We start from the raw sequence: 22241 nt of genomic DNA on the forward strand, positions 1-22241 counted from the left end.
TCGCCGCAATGGGCCAGCAGGGCGTTGACCAGCGTGCCGTCCTCGTTGCCCGGTGCCGGATGCACCACCAGACCGGCGGGCTTGTCCAGCACGATCAGGTCGGCGTCCTCGTACAGGATGGCGAAGGGGATGTCCTGGGCCTGGGGTGTGGCGGGGATTGCCGGGGGAACCCTGATTTCATAACACAGACCGGGCCGCACCGGATCGGCGGGCTCACGCAGGATCTGGCCGTCGCGGAGGACATGACCGGCTTCCATCAGCGCCTTGACGCGCGAACGGGACAGCGTATCGAGCGCGTCGGCCAGGAAGCGGTCGGTTCGCTGGCCGGTATGCTCTTCGGTCGCGGTGACGCGGAGGGGGGGCGTGTCGTCGGTCATGCACGGCTCTTAACGGAAATCGCCCGGCCGGAACATCATGCCGGGCCAAGTTGGATCAAGACAATCATGAATGGACAGGGCGTGAGTGGACCGGGAACGAGCGTGGCGGCCTCCAGGGGGTTGCTGGCCGCCGTGATTGGCATGGGGGTGCTGTTGGCGGTGGGCTCTCTGGTGCTGGTCGGTGTGCTGGTCCATCGGATATCTCATCCGAAGCCGGCGGCGATTGCCGGGCTCGACGCTGAACCGGCCGCGCTGGCGGTGGCGGCGGGAAATGGTGGCGAACTGGTGCTGGGCGAACCCGCCGGCACGCATGTCAGCGGCATGACGCGGGAGCGGGAAGGGGTGCTGGCGGTGGCGCTGACTGGCGGCGGTGGCCCCGACCGGGTGCTGCTGTGGGACGTTCAGAACCGACGAATCGTTGGCCGGCTGGTCATGAGCCCGGCGGCGCCGCAGGCCGTGCCTGCTCCGTAATCGCCTGAAAAGCTTCGCACTTGGAAAAAATGTGCCGCAAACCAATTTTCCTGCTTCGGGTGGGTTGCGTCCCCTCTCGCGATGTCATAGAAGCTGCCTCGTCCAACGTCCCGTTCGTCTAGAGGCCTAGGACACCGCCCTTTCACGGCGGTAACACGGGTTCGAATCCCGTACGGGACGCCAACGACGATTTGGTCGTTGGCATAGTTGAAGCACTCAGGTTAAAGAGTTTTATGCTCTTGCATGAAATGTTGAGAACCTGATGTTTCTTTGGGTTTGCAACTGAGAGTTTTAAAAGACGGCTCTGATGGCATCGTCGCCGACTGGCGGGATTGCTCTGATGTGTCGCGCATAAGCGCGGTGTATGCCGTGCTTATGGCCTGACAGGCTCCAAGGGTTTGCTCCATTGGGAGAACTGCCGCGTTCTATTCTGAACGTAAGAGGTTGGCTGGTCATTCATTCGGGTATGAATTCAAGCCGCGCAAAACCGAGCTTTCCGGTCGCCTTGCAGATTTGCAGCATGTCCGATGGTTTTCGGCGCAGCATCCATAAAATGCCGAAAGCCGACATCTGTGCGAGTGCGATGAAATAAATATTCATCCGCGTCATGATTTTATGCTGGCTGATCGCGACGCGGACTTCCGCTGAATGCCTGGAACTGCGTTGGACGCGGCGGCACATATAGCGGAAATTCTGTCGGCCGCTCTCGTTGAATTCGATGACCGGGGCATCCGGACACCAGACGAAATGTCTTCCATCTCTGGCGAGACGGAGCAACAGCATTGTATCTTCGCCGCCGGTCCTTCCAAATTCTTCGTCGAACGGTTTGCTCTGCGCCAGACAAGAAGAGCGTCTGAGCATGACATTTGCCGTGCTGACGCCCCTGGGGCGGGGAGGAAACCATTTCAAAGGATCGATCCGGGTATCGGGCGGCAGACCGAAATCGGTCGTATAATAACGGCCCTGCGGATCCCATGACGGTGGAGTGCCTCTTTCGAAAATCGGGTAGACAGCTCCGAAACTGGCATCGGCTCCGGTGCGCAGGAGGCATCGGTAATGGGCCATGAGCCAGTTCGGCTCGGGCGCCTCGTCATCATCGACGAATGCGATGAAGGCGCCGTTTGCTGCCTGTATGCCCATATTGCGTGCGGCGGCGATATTGCGCTCGCCCGCTTCGACGTGCCGTAACGGGATATCGCTGTGGAATGTTGCGACCAGAGAACGTGCCAGGCGGGCAGGGTGATTGTCAGCTATGATGATTTCCCATGAAACGCCAGCATCGACCACCTGACACAGGCAGGCTGTGATGGTGCGTTCCAGCAGGGCCAGGCGATCAAAGCATGGGATCACGATGCTGACATGTGGGGTATGATCAGGGGCTCCCGACTGTCCTGCCTCTATCATCTGCTTGCCAATTCCTTCACAGGCTTGCGCGAGGAACGATTGTTTTTGAATTTGACAGACCCCTTGGGCATAAAGAACTTATGATGGCAGAACCAGCTTCCGTTCTTAAAGAGTATGCTCCTACCCGACGACCCCAGCAATTCGCGGTGCTCATTCTGCTGCTCGTGTTTGGATATGTCATCATCGGCATTCCGAGTTTCGACAGAAATGCGCCCCTCGCTTCGGAGATGAACCAGGAATATGTAAGTCCTGTCAATCGCTTCATCTGGCTGGCTTTTTTTGCGGCATGCCTCCCATTTGCAATTTCCTCCGGTCAGAAATTACGACGCCTCTTGTTGGCGGCGTGGCCGCTCGTCGGGCTGCATGTCTATTTTTTGCTAAGCGCAACGTGGGCATTGGATCCGTCAACTTCGGCACGCCGCATTCTATTTGCCTGGGTCCAGATCCTCGTGGCGGCCAGCCTCGTTACGACCATTAAAAAAGCCGAGACCCTCCATAAATGTATCGCTTTCATATGCTTTGGCGGCGCGGTGGCGGATCTGCTGATCTGGATCGTCCGGCCAGGCTATGCGATGACCAGTGAAGGGCTGGCGGGGTTTCAGGAGCAGAAGAATTCGGCTGGTCTGCTCATGATGTATGGACTTCTTGCGACGGGCTCCTTTCTGCTGTCATGGATTTCGACAGGGAGGCGGTGGGTTTACGTCGCGGAATGCGTGCTGATGTTCGGCCTATTGCTGGCGACGAAGTCGAAGACAAGTCTTGTAATCGTTCTCTTGATGCCGATGCTGCTGGCTGCGGGATATCGTCTGAGAACAGCCTCTGAGGTGATGCAGATTTTTGTGGTCGCATTTGCAGTGGGCATCATCGGGATGAGTATTCTTGCCTACATGACCTGGTGTGCCATGAGCGGGCAGGACATCTGGTCGGTTCTTCAGGGAATTACATTCACGAGCCGCACTGACATCTGGTCATTCATGTTGGATGAAATCTCTCAGCGACCCATTTTGGGGGCTGGATATTCGTCTTTCTGGTCAATCAAGCCTTCTTTGCAACCGAGCTTGAAGACATCGATGTGGTTCGGAAGTGAGGCAAATATTAACGAAGCCCATAATGGTTATCTGGATCTTTTGGCAACAGGTGGATGCGTAGGCTTTGCTTTGGGAATATTCGTCGTGGGGCGGTATCTTTATCTGAGCTTCAAAGCGATCAAATATAATAGACATAGAGACAAGAGGGCCTCGGCTTTCTTTAGTCCGGAAACGGCGATATTCCATTTTTCATTTATGCTTGCATTGATCATTCATAATTTTACGGAATCAAACCTGTTTACCGGTAGTGGCATGATTATGGTTTGTTTCTATTTTATCGCGTTTGATCTGGAAAAATGGGAGTTATACCGGAAATCCGACGAGGATGGGGTGCTTTCGGATGATGAGCGTGCGCGCCTTGGGCAGAAGAAGAAGAGTTTCAGATCAGAGCACCAGCCCGGCACAGATATAGACGCTAGAGCAGATCCTGTTTGAATGCGTGCATTCAGATAGGTGAAGATGCTTGCAAAACAATAAACCAGAGCATTTCCATCGAACCGATTTTCGATGAAAATGCTCCAGTCAGGTTTCTCGCTTTTCTGATGGTCCAGAATATATCCGCCGAGTACCGCTCTCCTGATCGCGGGCACGACGACGTAGGCGGATATCACGGTAGAAATGGTGTGCACTTGTTTCGATAACGAGCACGCACAGGCCGTAATCGATCTTCCGCTTCATATTTTTTGTCAATGAAGACATCGAAGCGCTGTCTGCGCCCAAGGGGGTATCTGCACGCTCCAGGGGAGTATGAGTATTTCCATCGAATACTGGGCCGAAGAAAAAGCGCTAGTTTATTGTTTTTGCGACCGTGGTTGCCTCTTTGAATGCACGCATTCAAAGAGGCAACCGCTTTAGCAGGTTCTAGAATGATGGAGCCCACTTGGAAAAATCGGTCTGAAGCATGATTTCTGTGTCGGAGTGATATCCATAGAAAGAAATGATAACGATCGTCAGGACGGCAAATGTCGGCAGGATTACGCGACGGGGCATCGGGACGAGCAGGCATGTTGACGCCACGGCCACCGATATGCCGAGTGCCCCACCCAACAGGACTTCAGGCAGCGTATGAGAATGAAGGACGAGGCGTGTGTATGAAAACATGCAAGCGATGACAACCGGAACCGGCAGGTAAAAAGGGAAAAGGCGTTTTTTCCGGAAGATTAGAATGTTGATGAGGCTACCGTAGATCGCCGTTCCCGCGGAGACGTGACCACTGACGCTAAGGGGCCTGCCCAGACTGTCGGAAAGATAGGCCCACTCCAGTCCAGCGAGTTTGGCTAGCATCAGTACGGCGAGCGCAGTTCCTGATATTGCTCCCCAGATGACGGCGCCACGCATCCATCCGAAAGCGGCAAATAGAATGATAGAAACACCTACGATTGGAAGCAGCACGGCGCCGTCTCCAAAATCAGTGATAAATCTATCGAGTTCCAAGGGATGCAAAATCATATGGGAAGATGATAAAGAATGCTGGGAATGTGAGAGCGACGTTTGTTGAATACGGCGCCTAGTATGTTGCCTTTTACTTCTTCAATTCTATAAATAAGATCCTTTGCTTCGCTCTTTTTTGTTTCTTCAGCACCGATGACGATAATGGATGCGTCGATGTAGGAAGAAAGAGCGACGCCCAGATAGGATGCCCGAAGGGGTGGAGCATCGATAAAAATCACTTCATAACGAGGCTTCCATTTTTTGATCTGCTCAATCCAATCGATCGGATGTTTTTGCGCGTCGGTGGACGGCATCGCAATGCTGAGCGAAGAATCTTTGACCTTTCGGACTTGAAGCCAGTCGCCGTCCGGCTGCGCATCGGAGGCACTGCTGGCCGGAGCGATCAGGCGCGAGGCAGGGATATAATATTTGCGGATGATTGCCTCTTCGAAAGAACCGATCGGGCCGTCGAGCGAGATGAGAAGGGTTTCAACACCCATATCGCCACCGGATACGACCGAGAAATCACGCGCGACGCTCGTGGTCCCGATTCCGGATTGTGTTGCGATGAACTGAAGGACAATCGCGTTGCTCTTTTGACGCGGCAGCATATAAAGCAGCCGCTTTATTTCCGTCTCAAGGATCAGATGGGGAGGCAACGTGGACGCATTGCCAACGGAAGGAGGGGGGGAAGACGCTGTGCCGTTCACAGTTCATTGTTTCTCATAGAGAGGAATGGACAGAAGTACGGGTACGTGGAGGCCATGCTCGACATCGCGGACGGTGACGAAAATCTTCTGGGTCACGACCCGGAAAGCAAGCATGCCGACTGCTGCAACAAGACCGAGCATGAGCCCCATTCCCAGAAGCGGCAGTCTGAGTGTCGACCCCTGAAGCGGTGCATTGGGCGGATGAACAATCCGGATGTTTGCGCTGGCCAATTGGGAAAGAGAGGAACTCAAGGTTGTGGCTTCGACATTGTTTTCGAGTGTTTTGTAGCTGTCGGCGAGCGTGTCGCGCGTTGTCTGAAGATCACGATATTGGCCCGATAGCTGGGTCAACTCGGCCAGACGCAACTGAAGTGCATTCCGGTCATTCGTTACCGCATCGCGTTTGGAACGCAGGCCCGCTGCACGGGATTCCAGAAGGACCTGTTGCTGTTTCAGCTCCTCGTATATGGTGCTGGTTCCATTGCGCTTCACATTCGTCTCGCGGGCGGGCGATTTCCGAAGTTGTATTTCGATCTCCCTGATCTGATGGCGAATGTCGACCACAAGCGGGAATGTGTTCTTATAGCGTTGCCTCACGTCGGCAAGCTGAATCCGCAGTCGTAGCAGGCGATCGAGTAATGTTTTCCGCGCCTGCCCGATATCTGTCTCCGTGAACAGTTCGATTCGCGATGGAAGCGTCGACAAGGTTCCATTCAGGACTTTGGTCTGGGCATCGAGATTGTCGATTTCGCTGTCAATGCCGGTCTGTTCGTCGGCCAGATCGGCCGCCCTGCGCAGGATGATGCTGGTCTGCTGATTGAGGTCGCTGATATTGTGCGCCAGACTGAAGGCAACGATCTTGTCGTTGGCATCTTTCAGGCGGGCGGCCATCTGGGCGACCAGTCGCGCCGGCCCGTTGTCGCGATTGCCCATGAAAATTTCACCATGATAAATGATATAATCATGGATGATCACGTCCAGCGCTTCAAGAGCGACCTGTCGGTCGCGATTGCGCAGTGAGACTTCGATAATATTGGATTGAGGAACGCCGTCGACGCGGAGATCCCTGAGCAGGCGTGTCGCAGCCTGCTGTTCCCCCAGAGGGGTATCGGGCATCTCCGGATAGAGGCGCCGGATACCGACATCCTGAATCACGCGTGCGGCCAAGGCGGGGCTTTGAATGATTTCCAGTTCACCCTGGATAATCTGATTGCGATCGAGCGCGACATCGCCGCCATTCTCCTGCCCGATCGGGTGGAAGACATATTCGCCACCATACAGGATCAGCAGGCGAGCCTGCGCTGTATAGATCCGATGGGCTCCGAGGATGGCGAGCAGACTTAATACGAGAGGCACAAGCGCGGAAAAAAAAACGCTCTTTTTATAATAAAACAGCGCCGCCAGGATATCTCTCGCCGAATGCCGCGCATACGACATCGATCTGTTGGTCAGGCGTAGTTGGAAGGATTCCTTCATGACGCCCTCAGTTCGGCAGAATCATATTTGGCTGGTTGCGTCAAAACCGTCATTGATGCCAAGTCACCAACAGACACGATGCCGTCGTCGGCGGTCACGATCCCCACAGTCGGCGCTCCACTCGGAATTGAAGTGCTTGATGGCGCCCTCAAGTCGATTTGCACCATGAAAGCGCGATCAGGGAGATCATGGAAGCCTCCTGAAGGCTCCCATTCCGCTTGCCGAGCCGATTGCCCTTGAAGAAGGAACGGCTTATTGAGAAATACATTGCGTTCTGAAGGGACATGTTGGCTGTGACATTCTTGCGCCGGTTGCCTGTCGTGCTGCTTGCCGTGTGTTTCGCTGGCTGTGTCCAGCATCTCGATCCGAAACCTCATAGCGCCCGTAACTTTGCTCCATGGACCAATGATCCAGTCCCATACCGGCTCTCTCCGGGAGATGTGGTAGCCTTACAATTTACGCTTAACCCAGAACTCAATGAAAATGAACTCTCAATCGCACCTGACGGTACGATCACCGCGCCGCTGCTGGGGGCCGTCGATGCCGCGGGCCTGAGTCTTGTCGAACTGAAAAAAAACCTTCAGCGACGATATCGCGCTTATCTTCGCCAAGCGTCATTCGATGTCCTTATCCACAGCTACGGGGCGGCGCAGATCTATGTGGGGGGAGAGGTCAAGACGCAGGGAATTTATCCGCTAAAGGGCGCCACGGATGCGATGCAGGCCGTCGTGACCGCTGGCGGTGCCATCGATTCCGCAAAATTGGCGCAGACAATCGTGATCCGACGCAGGGGCGACGGGCGTCCGATGATGCGGACGGTCGATTTGCGACATTACCTCAATACGGCGGATACGCGCGACCGGGTGATGCTTCAGCCAGGCGACCTGGTCTATGTGCCCAAGACCGAGATTGCGTCGTTCGACATCTTTATCGATCAGTATCTGGACAAAAGCGTGCCGTTCAACAAGACGTTCAACTACAATATGGGTTCGAGCGTCTTTTATTGACCTGATGCGGATATCGGTCCAGCCGTGGGGAAACTGGGCTGCTTATGCGATGACAAGGGCTTGCTGATTTCATGCGTGACAATCCGGTTTCCTTTCGCGTGCTGGGGATGTTCGGGGGGCGGAAGAAAGCCGCGGAATTGTCACGCAGGCTGATGAAAAAGGTAAAAAAAGCTGCGAATTTTTTAATATACCTTGTTCTTTTTCCACTATGGTATCGTCGTGGCGCACCTGAGCGAACGAATATTGATTATATTTCTTTTCCTGAAAAGGCGGGAGGGGGGCGACCGCTGCCGCGAATTGTCTGGATTTATTGGGATGACCCCGACTATCCGGAATATATAGATATTTTAGTGAACCGAATACGTGACCTCAATAGGGATTTTGACGTTCGATTTCTGAATAGAAAGACGGTAACGCATTATATAGACGACTATATGAATGCGCAGCCTGGTCTTTCGGCTGTTACGCGGGCAGACCTGATCAGGCTGGAACTGATCAAGCGCTATGGTGGGATATGGATTGACGCGACGAGCATCGTCTTTGAAAATTTTTCCTGGATTGAAGAAAAATTTTGTGAAGGGGCGTATAATTTCGTCGGATATTTTTCAGCGTGTTTTACGGTAAACCCTAATTTTCCTATACTCGAAAACTGGTTGATTGCGGCCCTTCCGGAAGATGAATTGATTTGCGCCTGGCTGGATGAGTTAAAGAAAATAGTACAGTTTGGTGCTGATGCGTATTTTTTTCATCTAAAGGCACGGTCGGATTATCAGGACATTCTTCAAAAAATTAAATATCCAGAATATTTTCTGGCATATCTGTCGTGTCAGGTCGCGATGCGGCAGGTTCCGTCCCTGTCGCTCCATGTTCGGGACTCAGGCCAGTCGGGGTTGCTTTATCACGATCTGGTCAATTGGGTTCCTTACCGAATCGCCTTGATGTTGTGTGCCAGTGCGATGCCGGGATCTCCTCCGCCGCTCGTTAAAATTACGCATACCGAACGATATCTTATTAACGTCATACTGAAATTTAATCTGTTCAATAGGAAAAGTTTTGCAGGATTACTGAAGGGTTGACTGTATTCGCGCGCTTTCGCTTCGATATCTCGGGGATGGCTGCATTATTTGCGGCGATGCGCGTGTCCTGTCAGTAAAGGGCGTGTCTCTTGAACCATGTGATCTTTCCCACGGCGGCCGCGAGTTTGAAGATCAGCATCGCGAGACGTGGGGAGGTTCCTTTTCTGGCCCAGAGGCTTTCGGCCGCGGCCCCCGGAAGGGCGAAGAGGCAGGTAATGCTTTGCAAAAGCCCCTGTATGCTCAGATGAAGCACAGCCAGATACGCGCTCCGGGCATTTCGGATGGTCGTAACGGCGTATATCTGCCCGCCACAATAAGAACGCTCGGCGAGGTGGCGTAACGTCATGCGATTTTGGGGAACATATTCGTAGACGTACCCGCTGCCGCACCACACGAAGCGGCGGCCGCGTCTATACAGTCGCTGGAAAAGGTCGATGTCTTCACCACCTGAAAGGCCGAATCGCTCGTCGAAAACGCTCTGATCGGTGAAGCATGTCTTGCGTCGCCACAGGCTGTTGCCGGTACCGATCGAGAAGGCGCGCGTCTTGTTCGGGCCGGCCGGGAAGACCGGTGTTCCATCCTTCCTGTCCCATTGTCGGCCGAATATGCTGGCGTCTGGATCCCACGATGGGGGCTGGACGGCCGGATTGGGGCGCACCGCGCCAACGACCGCGTCGGCGCCGGTTTCCTGCATGATCGAAAAGAGATGTGCGAGCCAGTCGGGGCCGGCTTCCTCGTCATCATCAAGAAAGGCTACGGCACCGCCGGAGGATGCCGAGATTCCGGCATTGCGCGCCACGGCGATATTGGCGGGGTGCGCTTCTACCCAGTGGAGCGGTATTGAAGCCGACTGAAAAAAAGTCCGAAGGTCGCGTGTCGTGCCTTTCGCGCTGTTGTCCACGATAATGATTTCGAAGGTCGGGCCCGTCGGCGAGGCCTGGGCGATACAGGAGCGGATTGCCTTGAGCAGCAATTCTCTGCGATCGACTGTGCAGATGACGATCGAGATGTCGGGGACAGCCGCCATGCGTTACGTTCCATTGGGAGATCTGCGTGGAGAGAAGGCATCTATCGGGAGACAATGCGTTTTGCACATTTCCCATAGCGCGCTTCCACGGGAAATGATCCATGCTTTACCCGTTGGGTTCAAGATCCGCCAAATAGAGGGCATGGGTGCTGTGCCGTCAATTCGGGAACGGGCGCGAGCATGGGGCGGTATGCCGGGTTTGTTGCGCGCCCTGCCGGGAGGAATGCCTTGAATCATATGAAACAGCCTGCGAGACTCTCCTGAATGTCCATGGCTCCTACAGAAGCGTTGAAGACGATGGCTGGGGGCGGTGGTTCCTCGTGGCGTCCGCGCGTCCTGATGCTTGCTGAATCGTGCAACCCTGAATGGATCAGCGTGCCCTTGGTCGGCTGGTCGCATTATCAGGCGGTGGCACAGCTTGCCGACGTGCATCTTGTCACGCGGACCCGCAATGTTGCGGCCCTTCGCCGGGTAGGGTTGAAAGAAGGCGACGATTTTACCGCGATCGACACGGAATTCGTCTTCGAACCCATGGTGCGGCTGGTCCGTTTCATCAGTGGGAAGGGGCGCGGATGGACCCTGCTGATGGCCCTGACGCTTCCCTCCTACCTTTTATTCGAACATCTGGCATGGCGCCGATTTCGGCGCCGGCTTCGGAGCGGACAGTTCGATGTCGTTCATCGGGTGACGCCCGTCAGTCCCGCGGTGCCCAGTCCGCTTGCCTCGCGGTGCAGGCGTTTGAAGGTGCCGTTTGTATTGGGACCGCTTAATGGTGGCCTGGCCTGGCCGAAGCAGTATCCGGAACTTCGCCATAACGAACGGGAAGGATTTTCGCGTTTCCGGGATGTCTTCAAGCTGCTGCCGGGCTATCGGCGGACTCGTGAAGCCGCGAATGCGATCATCGTCGGTGGACGCAGCGCCCTGGCTGAAATCCCGCGGAGATGGCGTGCGAAGACGATCTATCTGCCCGAAAACGGTTACGATCCGGCACGTTTCCCCACGCCGCCGGTTCGGACGGCCGATGCCTATGTGGCGCGTCCGCTGCGTGCGATCTTCATTGGACGCCTCGTGCCTTACAAGGGGTGCGACCTGTTGCTTGAGGCCGCCGCTGCGCTGATCGCTTCAGGCCGGTTGACGCTGGACATCATCGGGGATGGACCGGAAAATGGACGGCTGAGGCAATTGGCCGCGGATCTGGGGATTGAAACCGGTGTCAGATTCCTGGGCGAGTGTTGTCACCGCGTTTCGATGCAGCATCTTGTCGGGGCGGATATCCTGACCTTTCCGTCGTTGCGGGAATTCGGCGGCGCGGTCGTTCTGGAAGCGATGGCGATGGGGGTGGTGCCGATCGTGGTCAATTATGGCGGACCGGGAGAGTTGGCGTCGCCGGACTGTGCCTTTCTGCTCCAGATGAAGGAGCGATCCGGCCTTGTCCACGACCTGCGCGATAGTCTGGCAGGTATTGTCGCCGACCCTGCCCAGCTTGTCGGGCGCGCGGAACGCGGCATGCGTCGCGCGCGCAGATTTTTTGCCTGGCCCCGCAAGGCAGAGCAAATATTGTGTGTCTATCGCTGGGTCGTCGGCCGGACGGATATCCGGCCGGATTGGGGAGCGCCGTTCTCTGACGTGGATGATGGCGGGGATGCTTGTTCCGCGTGAGAGGTATCGTGCAGGGCGCCCTTCAAATAGAGGGCCATGCTGAGACACTGGACGGCCTGGCCGGCAAGCGTTCCGACGATGACCAGGGAGTAATCGGCATTCCTGGAGAGTGCTGCCATGCACGCGCAGGTCGTGAGCGCGGCCAGGACATCGGTTATCGCCAGGGAGCGATATCGTTTCATGGCGAGCATGGCGGTGCCGCCAACGGCTGACAGGCCGCCCAGAACGACGTTGCATCCCCAGAGCAGGATGAGATGACCATTCCGCTCGTAGCGTCCTTTATACAGGAGCCGCGAGATCTCGGGCCAGCCGAGTTCCACGCCTCCGGTCCAGAGCAGGCTACCGAGAAGCGGGAAAAGGAGTCCTGCCCCAAGCACGGCCAGAAAACGTCGATGATTGTGGTCCCGCCACAATCTGGCGAGCTGCGGCTGACTGACGGATGACCAGGCCGCGCTGAGCATCCAGGCCGGTCTGATCGCGACCTGCGTGGCCGACAGCATGGCGAGGGAGTTCGCGCCGTAGCGTCCGGCGGTTACGAAGCTGAACAATCGATTGGTTAATTCCGACGATCCGGCGCCAAGCAGAATCCAGCCGGAACTCCGTAGATAATGAAGATGCGGGCGGATCGCCTGCCACTGAACGAGCGGGCGTCGGCCCTTTGTGAAGCCGACCAGCCAGATCAGCGCCACGATACCATATGACGTGCCTGCGAGTGCCAGCCCGATATCAGGCGTGGGTGCGTATCCATAGAACGAACAGACAGACGCCATGCCGATGAAAAGGAACAAGGTGCTCGCTGTGAGCGCGGTTGCGCAATCCGGTCTGTGATGAGCAAAGAATAATGCTCTAGTATATTGATATATAAGAAAAAATGGAACAAAAAAAACGGCGCTTGACGCGTGGAACGGGCTGTTGCGATGGAGCAGGATGGCACTGGCGCCCGCGGTGATCGCAGCGGCGGCGAAAACAAATAAAATATGGATGGTCAGGAAGAAACGTTCAGCGGTTTCCCGTTCCTCCTGATCGGATGCATTCAGTCCCGCGAGGTGTGAGGTGACCAGCGTCGACTGGGCGGCTCCGCTGATCCAGGCCACGGCGAGCCACAAAGCATAGACACCATAGGCATCAGGCCCGCCTTCGCGCGCCATCCAGAGATTGACGATGAATGTCAGCAGGGCACCGAGAATTTGATCGGATAGGGAAATCAGGAAGCGCATGGACGAATCATGCCTTGTTGCGAGGCCAGCCGAGGAAAAAGGGGAGGCGTGACAGGTGCCCGGCCATTCATGACGCGGGAGAGCGAACATAGGCGTTCGTTAAAATGCGATGAAGTGACAAAATCGAGGAACGGGACGTGGAACGGGCCTGTGCTGGATAGGCTCTGTTATATCCGGATGATGGTGCCTATATAGGGGAAGTGGCGGGCAACTGCGCGACTTGCATTTTTCTTTCGTCTCGTCGCAACCCTATTCTGGATCGCGCTTTGACGGAGCCCGGCACTTCCGTGGAGGTACTTTAATGTGCCTGCGGCCAGGTTGCGGAATATTTTACCGGCTTGGCCGTATAGCGCGGATGATCTCCCCCCGGTTTCTTTTCGGGGGTGAATGTGCCAGAGATGAAGTGGCTACGACCAAGAGTGCTACTAGAGTGGAATTGAATAATTCCTGGAATCGTGGGGCGGAGGGTGCTCATGAACGCGGTGCCGAATCAGTGGGCCGGCGCGCTTCGGCATGTCGTTGGCGTTTTCTTCTGATGGATCGCTCGCGCTGGCTGATCCTGCCAGGTCTCGCGATTTCCATGGCTCTGATCGTGCCGTGCAGTGATATGCGGGCTCATGCCCAGCCAGTTGGCCGGCAGGAATGCAAATGGATATGGGACTGCACGAAGGGGCGGTGCAAACATACGCCGCAATGTGCAAATAATTATGACTTGATCCCACCTGAACCACAGGAGCTTCCTCCGCTTGTGCCGATTGATAGCGGAGCCTCGATCGTTCCAGATATTCTGCCTGCGGCTGGAAGCCATTGTCCGCCCAAACGGACGTGCGATCAGGATGGGAAATGCGTCTGGGAGGTGAAATGCTGATGCGCGCGGGATTCCGGAATGTGGTGTTGCCTGTTCTGACGGGCCTGATGGCTGTTGTTGCCGTCCTGCCATTCACGGCACACGCGCGCTGTTATGGTCCCGCGAAGTTCCAGACCTGTGAAAATCTCAATGATGGCGCGCGCATAACTGTTGCCCATGAAGGACATAATAGTGTCATCATGGGCGTTGATCCGGGGACAGGGCATACCTTCCAAGGGTTTGCCACTACGCTTGGACAGACGACCTATTCCAGTAACATCGATTTTCATGCGCGCGTTTCGTTTGAATCGCTCGATAGTTATGCGCCAAGCCAATATCATATCGAAGGTCGTAATTTTGATAAAAGACCTTATACTTACCAGTGCACTGTTCTTCTTGGTTGCTATTGATAAAAATATCTTCAGCAGTGCGTTGCGTGTTGTTACGCCGTAAATTCATATTTCAATGGGGATATTTATGATAAATGCACCATATGTTCTATATCGAGATCGAGCCCGGTGATAAATTATTCTAATCAGGCATGGTTGAAGGCTTGAATTTTATGCCTGTCTCTGTTCCTCAATCGCTTGGGCCACTGTTCGGCCTGCATTTTACCCTGCTTTCAGAGACAGAAATCGTGCGTCTTGTTGCGGAGCACGTGCCATCGCCGGAAGAAGGTGTCCATCTGGTCGTGACGCCCAACATCCAGCATGTCGCGCTCATGCGGGAGAACGGCGAATTCCGTAAGGCTTGCGAGCAGGCGGAGATCCTGACCTGCGATGGTTTTCCGCTCTATTATTATGCACGGTGTCGCGGTTTGCGGCTGCCGGGCAGGGTGACTGGGCGTGAAATTACCCAAGACCTGTTCGCGATGCCCGAAGTCCTGAAAAAACATCGGATATTTGCCGTCGTTGACAGTGAGCGCACGGGGCTGGTTGCCCGCCAGTGGGCATGCGCGCATGGGATGGAGGACCGGTTTGCCTTTTACGTGCCGCCTGTCGGCTTTGAGAACGATCCGGGCCTGTCGGGTTCTCTGGCACGGCTGATCCGCGATCATGCGACGACCCTGCTGTTCATGGGCGTCGGCGCCCCGCGGAGCGAGCTGTTCGTCAGCAGGTATCGGGCGGACCTGCCGCCCTGCTGGGCGTTGTGTATCGGGCAGTCGTTGCTCGTCGCCCTGGGCCTTTTGCCAACGCCCCCGTTCCTTGTTCAGCGCCTTAATCTTGAATGGTTATGGAGAATCTGCCTGGAACCTCGACGTCTGACCGGGCGATATGTCTGGGCGCTGTTTGGCTTCGGTGTCACCGTTTGCGAGGATCTTCTGCGCCTTGGCTGACATGTTCGATCTTCGGGCGGAAGCTGCCCATCTCGCCGCACGTATTTCCGCATCCGATGTCCATCAATCGCCGTTTCCGTCCGGTGGTAATCCGCTGGCACGGCGACGGAGTGTCGTGATCGTGGGAGGCGCGCCCGACGGGGAAATGATGGCCCGTCGGCTTTTGCAGTTTCCGGAACATTATGAGGTTCGGGGGATTTTCGACGATCGTGTGGGGCGGCTTGGTCATCTCGCTCACGTCGTTCCCTTTCTGGGCAATCTGGACGATCTTCTGATTTTCTGCCGGGAGAACCTGCCGGATATTATCATCATTTCTATATTTTCGCTGAGCCAGGAACGGTTCAGGAGTATTTTTGAGAAAATACGGGTGATACCAGCGGATATTTATCTGGCTGTTCAGGAGCATGGCGAAGACAAGATAGACGGGGAAGTGTTGGGAAAGTCTGAGTTCTCCGTCTTTCTCGTGGAAAAGCAGCCTTTGTCTGGTTGGAATTTTTTTGTGAAATTCCTGGAAGATCGGGTACTGTCCTTTTTACTGCTTTTTATATTCTCGCCACTTTTTGTAATGATATGTATTCTGGTCAAATGTGACAGTCGAGGACCGATCCTCTTCACGCAGACCCGCTATGGATTTAATTCGAAGCCTATTCGGGTACTCAAATTCCGGACCATGCGCACCGAACAGGCTGACCCGTCCGGAGCGAAGCGAACTGTGCGGGACGATCCTCGGGTGACGCGGGTCGGCCGCTATCTGCGCCGCTATTCTTTCGACGAACTGCCGCAATTGTTGAATGTGCTGAAGGGAGAGATGTCGATCGTCGCCCCCCGTGCACATGTTGCCGCGATGCAGGTCGACGGTGGATTATATGAAGATGTCGTGAAAAATTACTTGAGCCGGCATAAGATAAAACCCGGCATTACGGGGCTGGCCCAGGTCAAAGGTTGCCGGGGAGAGGTAAAAACTCTTGTGGATGCCAAGAGGCGGCTTTGTTACGACCTTTTTTATATTAATCATTGGTCGCTTTGTCTTGATCTTAAAATTATCCTCATGACAGTTTATATTGTTCTTTGTAAAAATAAAAATACGTATTGACGGTCTTTCGGGAAATCTGACCACCTATACAGGCAGGTGAATGAACGTAGCCTCACGGTTTCGATGGGGCATCGGGGCTGGCCGAGTGACTTGCTTCCGGTGACGACGAAATGGGGCGATATACCGGCCTGTTCACATATCGAAATTGATTGTGCGGGAGACGGCGAACCATTTCCCGTGAGTGTGGCCAGCGAAAAAAGTCGGGTGGAGGTCCGGGCGGGAATCGAACCCACATACGCGGATTTGCAGTCCGCTGCATCACCATTCTGCCACCGGACCCGACATGGTGCGTTGGCTATATCCACGCTCTGAGCGCGCTGGTCAAGCCGTTGTGTGCAATGGGCCTGCTAGGCAGATGGCGCCTGGGGACATAAAACGGGCTCAGGCTAGGGAAATGCCCCAGGGAACCACCGATGATGGGGCCCGTGCCGTGGGTTACGTTGCGAAGGGAACGCCATGAACCAGTCCGCGCCTGGAGATGCCATCCTCGATTACGATGCCGCGCGGCAGCGGATGGTGGATGCGCAGATCCGCCCCGTGCAGATCAATGATCCGCGAATCGTCGCCGCCATGCGTGTGCTGCCGCGCGAAGCCTGCGTGCCGGATTCGCTGCGGGCCATCGCCTATGCCGACCAGAGCCTGGAGCTGGGCCACGGGCGGGTGCTGACCGAACCGCGGATTGCCGGCCGCATGGTTCAGATCGGCGAGCCCCAGGCCGGGCAGCGCGCGCTGGTGGTGGGGGCCGGGACCGGATACATCGCGGCCCTGCTGGCGCGCCTGGGCCTGAAGGTCGTGGCGCTGGAATCGGATGCGGCCCTCAGCGCGATCGGCAGGCGCTTCTGCGCCGCCGAGGCGCCGGATGTGGTGTGGCGGGATGGTGCGCTGGCGGCGGGTGCCGCGGGCGATTCGCCGTTCGACCTGATCCTGATCGACGGCGCGGTGCGTGCGGTGCCGTCGGCCTTGGCAGGGCAGCTTGCACCGCATGGCAGGATTGTCTGTGTGATCTGGCCCGAAGGTGGGGTGGCAACGGCCAGCATCGGGGAAGCCTCGGCAAGCGGGCTGGCGACGCGGCCTGTATTCGACGTTGCGCTGCCCCTGCTGCCTGAGTTGGAGCCGGCGCCTGCCTTCGCGTTCTGACGCCTGAAACCGTTTGACATATTCTTTACCTGGAAATGCGATACCCAACCCCGGATGGCATTTCCAGGGGAGGGGCGAATGAAGCGCGGATGCGGAATCGGGGCGGGTCTGGCTACCCTGTTATGCAGTTCGGCCGCGTGGGCGCAGCGTTATGACGGTAGCGGTTCGCCCAGTTTCGTCCCGCATACGTTGCAGGAGGCCATGGCGGCGGCCTACCTGACGAACCCGACCTTGCAGAAGGAACGCGCGACCCTGCGCGCGACCGATGAACAGGTGCCCACGGCGTTGGCCGGCTGGCGGCCGACCGTGACCAGCAACGCCGGCATGAGCTATTTCTCCGGCGTCAATCGCGTTTCGGCACAGGATGGCTATGCCGGGTATGACCGGAAATATGACGTTCCGGGTTATACCGCCGGGGTCACGATCTCGCAGCCGCTCTATTCTGGCGGGCGGACGACGGCGAGCACTCACAAGGCCGTCAATGCGGTGATGGCCGAGCGGGCACGGCTGATCGCGACCGAGCAGCAGGTCTTCAGCGACGTGGTCAGCGCCTATGTGGGCGTGATCGAGAACGAACAATTGCTGCAACTCAACATCAATAACGAAAAAGTGTTGCAGGAGCAGCTTCGGGCGACCTCGGAGCGGTTCCGGGTCGGTGAAATTACGCGGACCGACGTGGCGCAGGCCGAAGCGGCCCTGGCCAGTGCCCGCGCCGCCCGGCAGGAGGCCGAGGGCACCTTGCAGACGGCCCAGGCGACCTATGCCCAGGTGATCGGCATGTCGCCGCCGCCCAATCTGGTGCCGCCGCAGCCGCTGGTGCTGCCGGCGCGTTCGCAGAACGAGGCGATCGCCCAGGCGGTGCAGAACAATCCGAACGTCATCGGGGCGCTGTTTACCGAGGCGTCGCAGAAGGATGCGGTCGGCGTCGCCTTGTCCGCGATCATGCCGAAAATCTCCGCCCAGGCGAGCTATTCGCGGGCCATCAATCAGAGTAGCGGCCGCTCTCTGATGGACGATAAATATGCGACGGTGAATATCCAGTTTCCGCTCTATCAGGGCGGGTCGGAATATGCGGCCGTGCGGCAGGCGCGTCAGCAGGTGTCCGAGGCGCATCGCGCGGTGGATATCGAACGCCGGGCGGCCATGCAGCTTGCTTCGTCGAACTGGCAGCAACTGGTGGCCTATACGGCGGCGATCAAGAGCAACCGGATCGCCATTTCCTCGAACATCCTTGCCCTGGAGGGGGTCGAACGTCAGGCGATCGTCGGCACCAGCACCACGCTGGAAGTGTTGCAGCAGCAGCAGACGCTGCTTCAGGCGCAGGTGGCGCTGGTGCAGAGCCTGAGCAACCTCGTGACCGCATCCTATGGGGTGGCGGCCGCCATCGGCCGGCTGACGGCGCAGGACCTGAAGCTGGACGTGCCGCGCTATGACGAGACCGCCTATTACAAGGCCGTCAAGGACCAGCTATGGGGAATAAGCGATCGGGCGGAGAACCAGCCGGGGCGGTGACGCCCTTCCGGCGTCTGCCGGGTAATGGTGACCGGGGGACGACATGGCCGGGATGGTGCGCCAAAACATGGTCCTGCTGGTGCTCGTGATGTCGGCGGCTTCGGGTGCTGTCGCCGCGCGACCGGTGCGGCGACCCTTCGACCCCAATCTCTATGTCGTCATTCCGTCGCGGGCCGCGCCGGTGGCATCGTCCTTCACCGCCTCCTCGCTGCCGGATGGCGGGGGAGAGCGGGTGGATGTCGTGGGCAAACGGACGGTCTATGAAGCCGCGCCGGTTCCCGATGAGCAGGTCCGCAAGCCGGCCGGGGACGATGAGTTCGGTATTCCGCTCGGCCCGCTGGGCACGTTCCGTTTAGGGGGCGGCGAGCCGGACCCGCATCATGATCCGGTGACGGGGACTTATCTGGCGCCCTTCGGCGCGTCGTATGAAGGGTCGAGCCCCCTGATGACGCGCTGAAAGCGTGTCTGGCAGGGTGTGTCGGCGGCGATCCGACGCGCGGCGTTTCTTTCGGGGCGAAGTTCGCTATAAGCGGCGGACCGGCGGGGTGAACCCTGTCCGGGCCATTTTCCTTCATGCTCAGGTCTGGTTTTGCGATGCTGAACAAGTCTTTCTCGCCCGGCGAGATCGAACCCGCCCTCTATGCGGAATGGGAGCGCGAAGGCGCGTTCTCGGCCGTGCCGGGCAGCAGCGCGCAACCTTACACGATCATGATCCCGCCGCCCAACGTGACCGGCACACTGCATGTGGGCCATGCGCTGACCATGACGTTGCAGGACACGTTGATCCGCTGGCGGCGGATGCAGGGCCGGGACACGCTGTGGCAGCCGGGTACCGACCATGCCGGCATCGCCACCCAGATGGTGGTGGAGCGCACGCTTCAGAAGGAAGGTACCAGCCGGCAGGCGTTGGGGCGGGAAGCCTTCGAGCAGCGCGTGTGGCAGTGGAAGGGTGAATCGGGCGGTGGCATCACGACCCAGCTTCGGCGCCTCGGCGCCTCGCTGGATTGGCCGCGCGAGCGCTTTACCATGGATGAGGGATTGTCCAAGGCGGTGCTGGAGGTGTTCGTCACCCTGTATCGCGAGGGGCTGATCTATCGTGATCGGCGGCTGGTGAACTGGGACCCGGCGTTTCGCTCGGCGATTTCCGACCTGGAGGTGGATAACCGCGAGGTGCAGGGGAGCCTGTGGTATATCCGCTATCCCGTTGCCGATGATTCGGAAGGGCGGACCATCACGGTTGCGACGACGCGGCCGGAGACGCTGCTGGGCGACATGGCGGTGGCCGTGCATCCCGAGGACGAGCGTTATGCCGGTCTGGTGGGGCGTTTTGTGGTGCTGCCGCTGACCGGGCGACGGATTCCCATCGTGGCCGACAGCTATTCCGACCCCGAGAAGGGCAGCGGCGCGGTCAAGATTACGCCTGCGCATGATTTCAACGATTTCGAGGTCGGACGGCGTCACCAACTGGCGATGCCCAGCGTGCTGGACGAGGACGCGCGCGTGACGCTGGCGGAAATCGCCGACGACCTGCATGCGGTGGATGGGCTGGCCGATCCTGCCTTTACGCGCGGGCTGGAAGGGCTGGGGCGCGACGAGGCCCGCAAGGCCGTGGTCGCCGAACTGGAGCGTCTGGGCTGGCTGGAAAAGATCGAGCCGCATCGCAACCAGGTGCCGCATGCCGAGCGCAGCGGCGCGGTGGTGGAGCCGCGCCTGACCACGCAATGGTATTGCGATGCCGCGACGCTGGCCGGGCCCGCCATTGCGGCGGTGGAAACCGGGCAGGTGCGCTTTGTGCCGCAGCAGTGGGAGAACACGTTCTTCGCCTGGATGCGCGATATCCAGCCCTGGTGCATCAGCCGCCAGCTCTGGTGGGGGCATCGCATTCCAGCATGGTACGGGCCGGACGGGCATGTGTTCGTGGCGCATGACGAGGCGCAGGCGCTGGATCAGGCGCGGGCGCATTATGGGCGCGACGAGGTGCTGACGCGCGACGAGGACGTGCTGGATACCTGGTTCTCGTCCGCGCTGTGGCCGTTTTCCACGTTGGGCTGGCCGGAAAAGACGGCGGATCTGGCGCGTTACTACCCGACCGACGTGCTGGTGACGGGGTTCGATATCATCTTCTTCTGGGTGGCCCGGATGATGATGATGGGCCTGCATTTCATGAAGGACGTGCCGTTCCGCACCGTCTTCATCCATGGGCTGGTGCGTGACGAGCGCGGCCAGAAGATGTCCAAGAGCAAGGGCAACGGCATCGATCCGCTGGATATGGTCGATCAGTACGGTGCCGATGCCCTGCGCTTTACCGTCTGTGCGCTGACCGGGTTGGGGCGGGATGTCAAACTGGGACAGAAGCGGATCGCGGAATACCGGTCGTTCGTGACCAAGATCTGGAATGCCGCGCGGTTCTGCGAAATGAATGGCGTGGCTCCGGTTGCGGATTTCCGGCCCGAGAGCGTGACTTCGCCGCTGGGCCGATGGCTGCTGGACGAGGCCGCGCGCGCGGTGGCCGGTGCCGACGCGGCGTTGGAAGCCTATCGGTTCGATGAATATGCCGCCGTCTGCTATCGGTTCGTCTGGAACTGTTTCTGTGACTGGTTCCTGGAATTCGCCAAGCCGGTGTTCAATGGTGCGGACAAGGCTCTGGCGGCCGAGATCCGGGCGGTCGCGGCGCATGTGCTGGGGCTGATCCTGCGGCTGTTGCAGCCGGTCATGCCGTTCGTGACCGACGAATTGTGGGTGCAGTTCGGTTTCGGGGCGCGTGGCAGCCTGATGACGGCGGCCTGGCCGGTGCCGGAACGCCCTGCGGATGCGGCCGGGGCCGTGGCGGAACTGGATTGGGTGGTGCGCTTCATCTCCGCGATCCGGACCGTGCGGGCGGAAATGAATGTGCCGCCGTCGCGTCTGGCGCCGGTGCTGCTGCGCGATGCTGATGACCGGACCATCGCGCGGGCGGCGCGCTGGGCGGAGGCGATCGGCCGTATGGCGCGGGTGTCGGAGGTTGAGCCGCTGACCGGCGAGATGCCGCGCGGGGCCGCGCAGCTTGTGGTGGACGAGGCGACGCTGGTGCTTCCGCTGGCGGGCATCATCGACCTGGACCAGGAGCGGCAGCGGCTGGAGAAGGAACGCGGCCGGCTGGATGGCGAGATCGTGAAGGTCGAGCGCAAGCTGGGGAATGCGGATTTCGTTGCCCGCGCCAAGCCCGAGGTGGTCGAGGAAAATCGCGAGCGTCTGGCGCAGTTCCAGAGCGAGCGGGCCAGGGTGGAGGCGGCGCTGGGGTATCTGGCCTGACCCTTGTCACGTTCCCTTCGTCATGAGTGCTTCTCTTTCAATCCATGCCGGGAGGGCACATCTTCCTTGGAGACGGTGCGAA

The 22241-nt window shown here is 58.0% G+C and carries 19 protein-coding genes and 2 tRNA genes; 13 read left to right on the plus strand and 8 right to left on the minus strand.

Annotated features, from left to right (window positions below; all coding sequences use genetic code 11):
• Positions 1–377, minus strand: a 377-nt coding sequence (locus ABF821_RS05090; protein ID WP_415529256.1) for a S4 domain-containing protein, incomplete at its 3' end; no start/stop codon positions are given.
• Between the two features lie 102 nt (positions 378–479).
• Between ABF821_RS05090 and ABF821_RS05095 the strand changes: the two genes are divergently transcribed.
• Entirely contained in the window at positions 480–848 is a 369-nt protein-coding gene (locus tag ABF821_RS05095; RefSeq protein ID WP_415529257.1) for a hypothetical protein, read from the plus strand.
• 107 nt (positions 849–955) lie between these two features.
• Positions 956–1031, plus strand: a tRNA-Glu gene (locus ABF821_RS05100).
• A gap of 273 nt (positions 1032–1304) precedes the next feature.
• On the opposite strand, the gene ABF821_RS05105 is transcribed toward ABF821_RS05100, so the two are convergent.
• Positions 1305–2252 carry a glycosyltransferase family 2 protein gene (locus ABF821_RS05105; RefSeq protein WP_415529258.1) on the minus strand — a complete coding sequence of 316 codons (948 nt, stop codon included), beginning with the start codon at positions 2250–2252 and terminating at the stop codon, positions 1305–1307.
• A 146-nt stretch (positions 2253–2398) separates the two neighbouring features.
• On the opposite strand from ABF821_RS05105, the gene ABF821_RS05110 reads away from it, so the two are divergent.
• Positions 2399–3775: an O-antigen ligase family protein gene (locus tag ABF821_RS05110; RefSeq protein WP_415529259.1), complete on the plus strand. Its 1377-nt coding sequence runs from the start codon at positions 2399–2401 to the stop codon at positions 3773–3775.
• Between the two features lie 426 nt (positions 3776–4201).
• Here ABF821_RS05110 and ABF821_RS05115 read toward each other — a convergent pair whose 3' ends face one another.
• From ABF821_RS05115 to ABF821_RS05125, 3 genes are read right to left on the minus strand one after another with little or no spacing between them, the layout of a single operon-like run.
• The gene (locus tag ABF821_RS05115) at positions 4202–4732 is read right to left on the minus strand and encodes a phosphatase PAP2 family protein (RefSeq protein WP_415529260.1); all 531 of its coding nucleotides are present in this window, start codon (positions 4730–4732) and stop codon (positions 4202–4204) included.
• 53 nt (positions 4733–4785) lie between these two features.
• Positions 4786–5481: a hypothetical protein gene (locus ABF821_RS05120; protein WP_415529261.1), complete on the minus strand. Its 696-nt coding sequence runs from the start codon at positions 5479–5481 to the stop codon at positions 4786–4788.
• Positions 5482–5484: 3 nt separating this feature from the next.
• On the minus strand, positions 5485–6957 hold the full coding sequence (locus ABF821_RS05125; RefSeq protein WP_182977185.1) for a GumC family protein: 1473 nt from the start codon (positions 6955–6957) through the stop codon (positions 5485–5487).
• 284 nt (positions 6958–7241) lie between these two features.
• On the opposite strand from ABF821_RS05125, the gene ABF821_RS05130 reads away from it, so the two are divergent.
• Both ABF821_RS05130 and ABF821_RS05135 read left to right on the plus strand, forming a co-directional pair.
• Entirely contained in the window at positions 7242–7964 is a 723-nt protein-coding gene (locus tag ABF821_RS05130) for a polysaccharide biosynthesis/export family protein (protein WP_182977184.1), read from the plus strand.
• 71 nt (positions 7965–8035) lie between these two features.
• Positions 8036–9040, plus strand: a complete 1005-nt coding sequence (locus ABF821_RS05135) for a glycosyltransferase family 32 protein (protein WP_415529262.1) — start codon at positions 8036–8038, stop codon at positions 9038–9040.
• Positions 9041–9110: 70 nt separating this feature from the next.
• On the opposite strand, the gene ABF821_RS05140 is transcribed toward ABF821_RS05135, so the two are convergent.
• Positions 9111–10067, minus strand: coding sequence for a glycosyltransferase family 2 protein (locus ABF821_RS05140; protein WP_415529263.1), 957 nt, complete (start codon positions 10065–10067; stop codon positions 9111–9113).
• 270 nt (positions 10068–10337) lie between these two features.
• Here ABF821_RS05140 and ABF821_RS05145 point away from each other — a divergent pair, with 270 nt between their 5' ends.
• Positions 10338–11726, plus strand: coding sequence for a glycosyltransferase family 4 protein (locus tag ABF821_RS05145; RefSeq protein WP_415529264.1), 1389 nt, complete (start codon positions 10338–10340; stop codon positions 11724–11726).
• Here the strand turns inward: ABF821_RS05145 and ABF821_RS05150 are convergent.
• Positions 11633–12943, minus strand: a complete 1311-nt coding sequence (locus tag ABF821_RS05150; protein ID WP_415529265.1) for a lipopolysaccharide biosynthesis protein — start codon at positions 12941–12943, stop codon at positions 11633–11635. The genes ABF821_RS05145 and ABF821_RS05150 overlap by 94 nt on opposite strands.
• Positions 12944–13786: 843 nt before the next feature.
• Here ABF821_RS05150 and ABF821_RS05155 point away from each other — a divergent pair.
• From ABF821_RS05155 to ABF821_RS05165, 3 genes are all read left to right on the plus strand, one after another.
• Complete coding sequence (locus tag ABF821_RS05155; protein WP_415529266.1) at positions 13787–14200, plus strand: hypothetical protein; 414 nt, start codon at positions 13787–13789, stop codon at positions 14198–14200.
• 152 nt (positions 14201–14352) lie between these two features.
• On the plus strand, positions 14353–15126 hold the full coding sequence (locus tag ABF821_RS05160) for a WecB/TagA/CpsF family glycosyltransferase (RefSeq protein ID WP_415529282.1): 774 nt from the start codon (positions 14353–14355) through the stop codon (positions 15124–15126).
• A gap of 1 nt (position 15127) precedes the next feature.
• On the plus strand, positions 15128–16219 hold the full coding sequence (locus tag ABF821_RS05165) for an exopolysaccharide biosynthesis polyprenyl glycosylphosphotransferase (protein WP_415529283.1): 1092 nt from the start codon (positions 15128–15130) through the stop codon (positions 16217–16219).
• Positions 16220–16424: 205 nt separating this feature from the next.
• Here the strand turns inward: ABF821_RS05165 and ABF821_RS05170 are convergent.
• A tRNA-Cys gene (locus tag ABF821_RS05170) sits at positions 16425–16498 on the minus strand.
• 177 nt (positions 16499–16675) lie between these two features.
• Here ABF821_RS05170 and ABF821_RS05175 point away from each other — a divergent pair.
• From ABF821_RS05175 to ABF821_RS05190, 4 genes are all read left to right on the plus strand, one after another.
• Positions 16676–17356 (plus strand): protein-L-isoaspartate O-methyltransferase family protein, encoded by a 681-nt coding sequence (locus tag ABF821_RS05175; RefSeq protein ID WP_182972537.1) that lies wholly within the window; start codon positions 16676–16678, stop codon positions 17354–17356.
• A gap of 78 nt (positions 17357–17434) precedes the next feature.
• A complete protein-coding gene (locus tag ABF821_RS05180; protein ID WP_415529267.1) occupies positions 17435–18868 on the plus strand; it encodes a TolC family outer membrane protein in 1434 nt (477 codons plus the stop codon).
• A gap of 52 nt (positions 18869–18920) precedes the next feature.
• Positions 18921–19325 (plus strand): hypothetical protein, encoded by a 405-nt coding sequence (locus tag ABF821_RS05185; protein ID WP_415529268.1) that lies wholly within the window; start codon positions 18921–18923, stop codon positions 19323–19325.
• 137 nt (positions 19326–19462) lie between these two features.
• Positions 19463–22159 carry a valine--tRNA ligase gene (locus tag ABF821_RS05190; RefSeq protein ID WP_415529269.1) on the plus strand — a complete coding sequence of 899 codons (2697 nt, stop codon included), beginning with the start codon at positions 19463–19465 and terminating at the stop codon, positions 22157–22159.
• Positions 22160–22241: the final 82 nt, after the last annotated feature.

Origin of the sequence: Gluconacetobacter sp., from assembly GCF_047721585.1 — a bacterium.
Lineage (GTDB): Bacteria > Pseudomonadota > Alphaproteobacteria > Acetobacterales > Acetobacteraceae > Gluconacetobacter > Gluconacetobacter dulcium.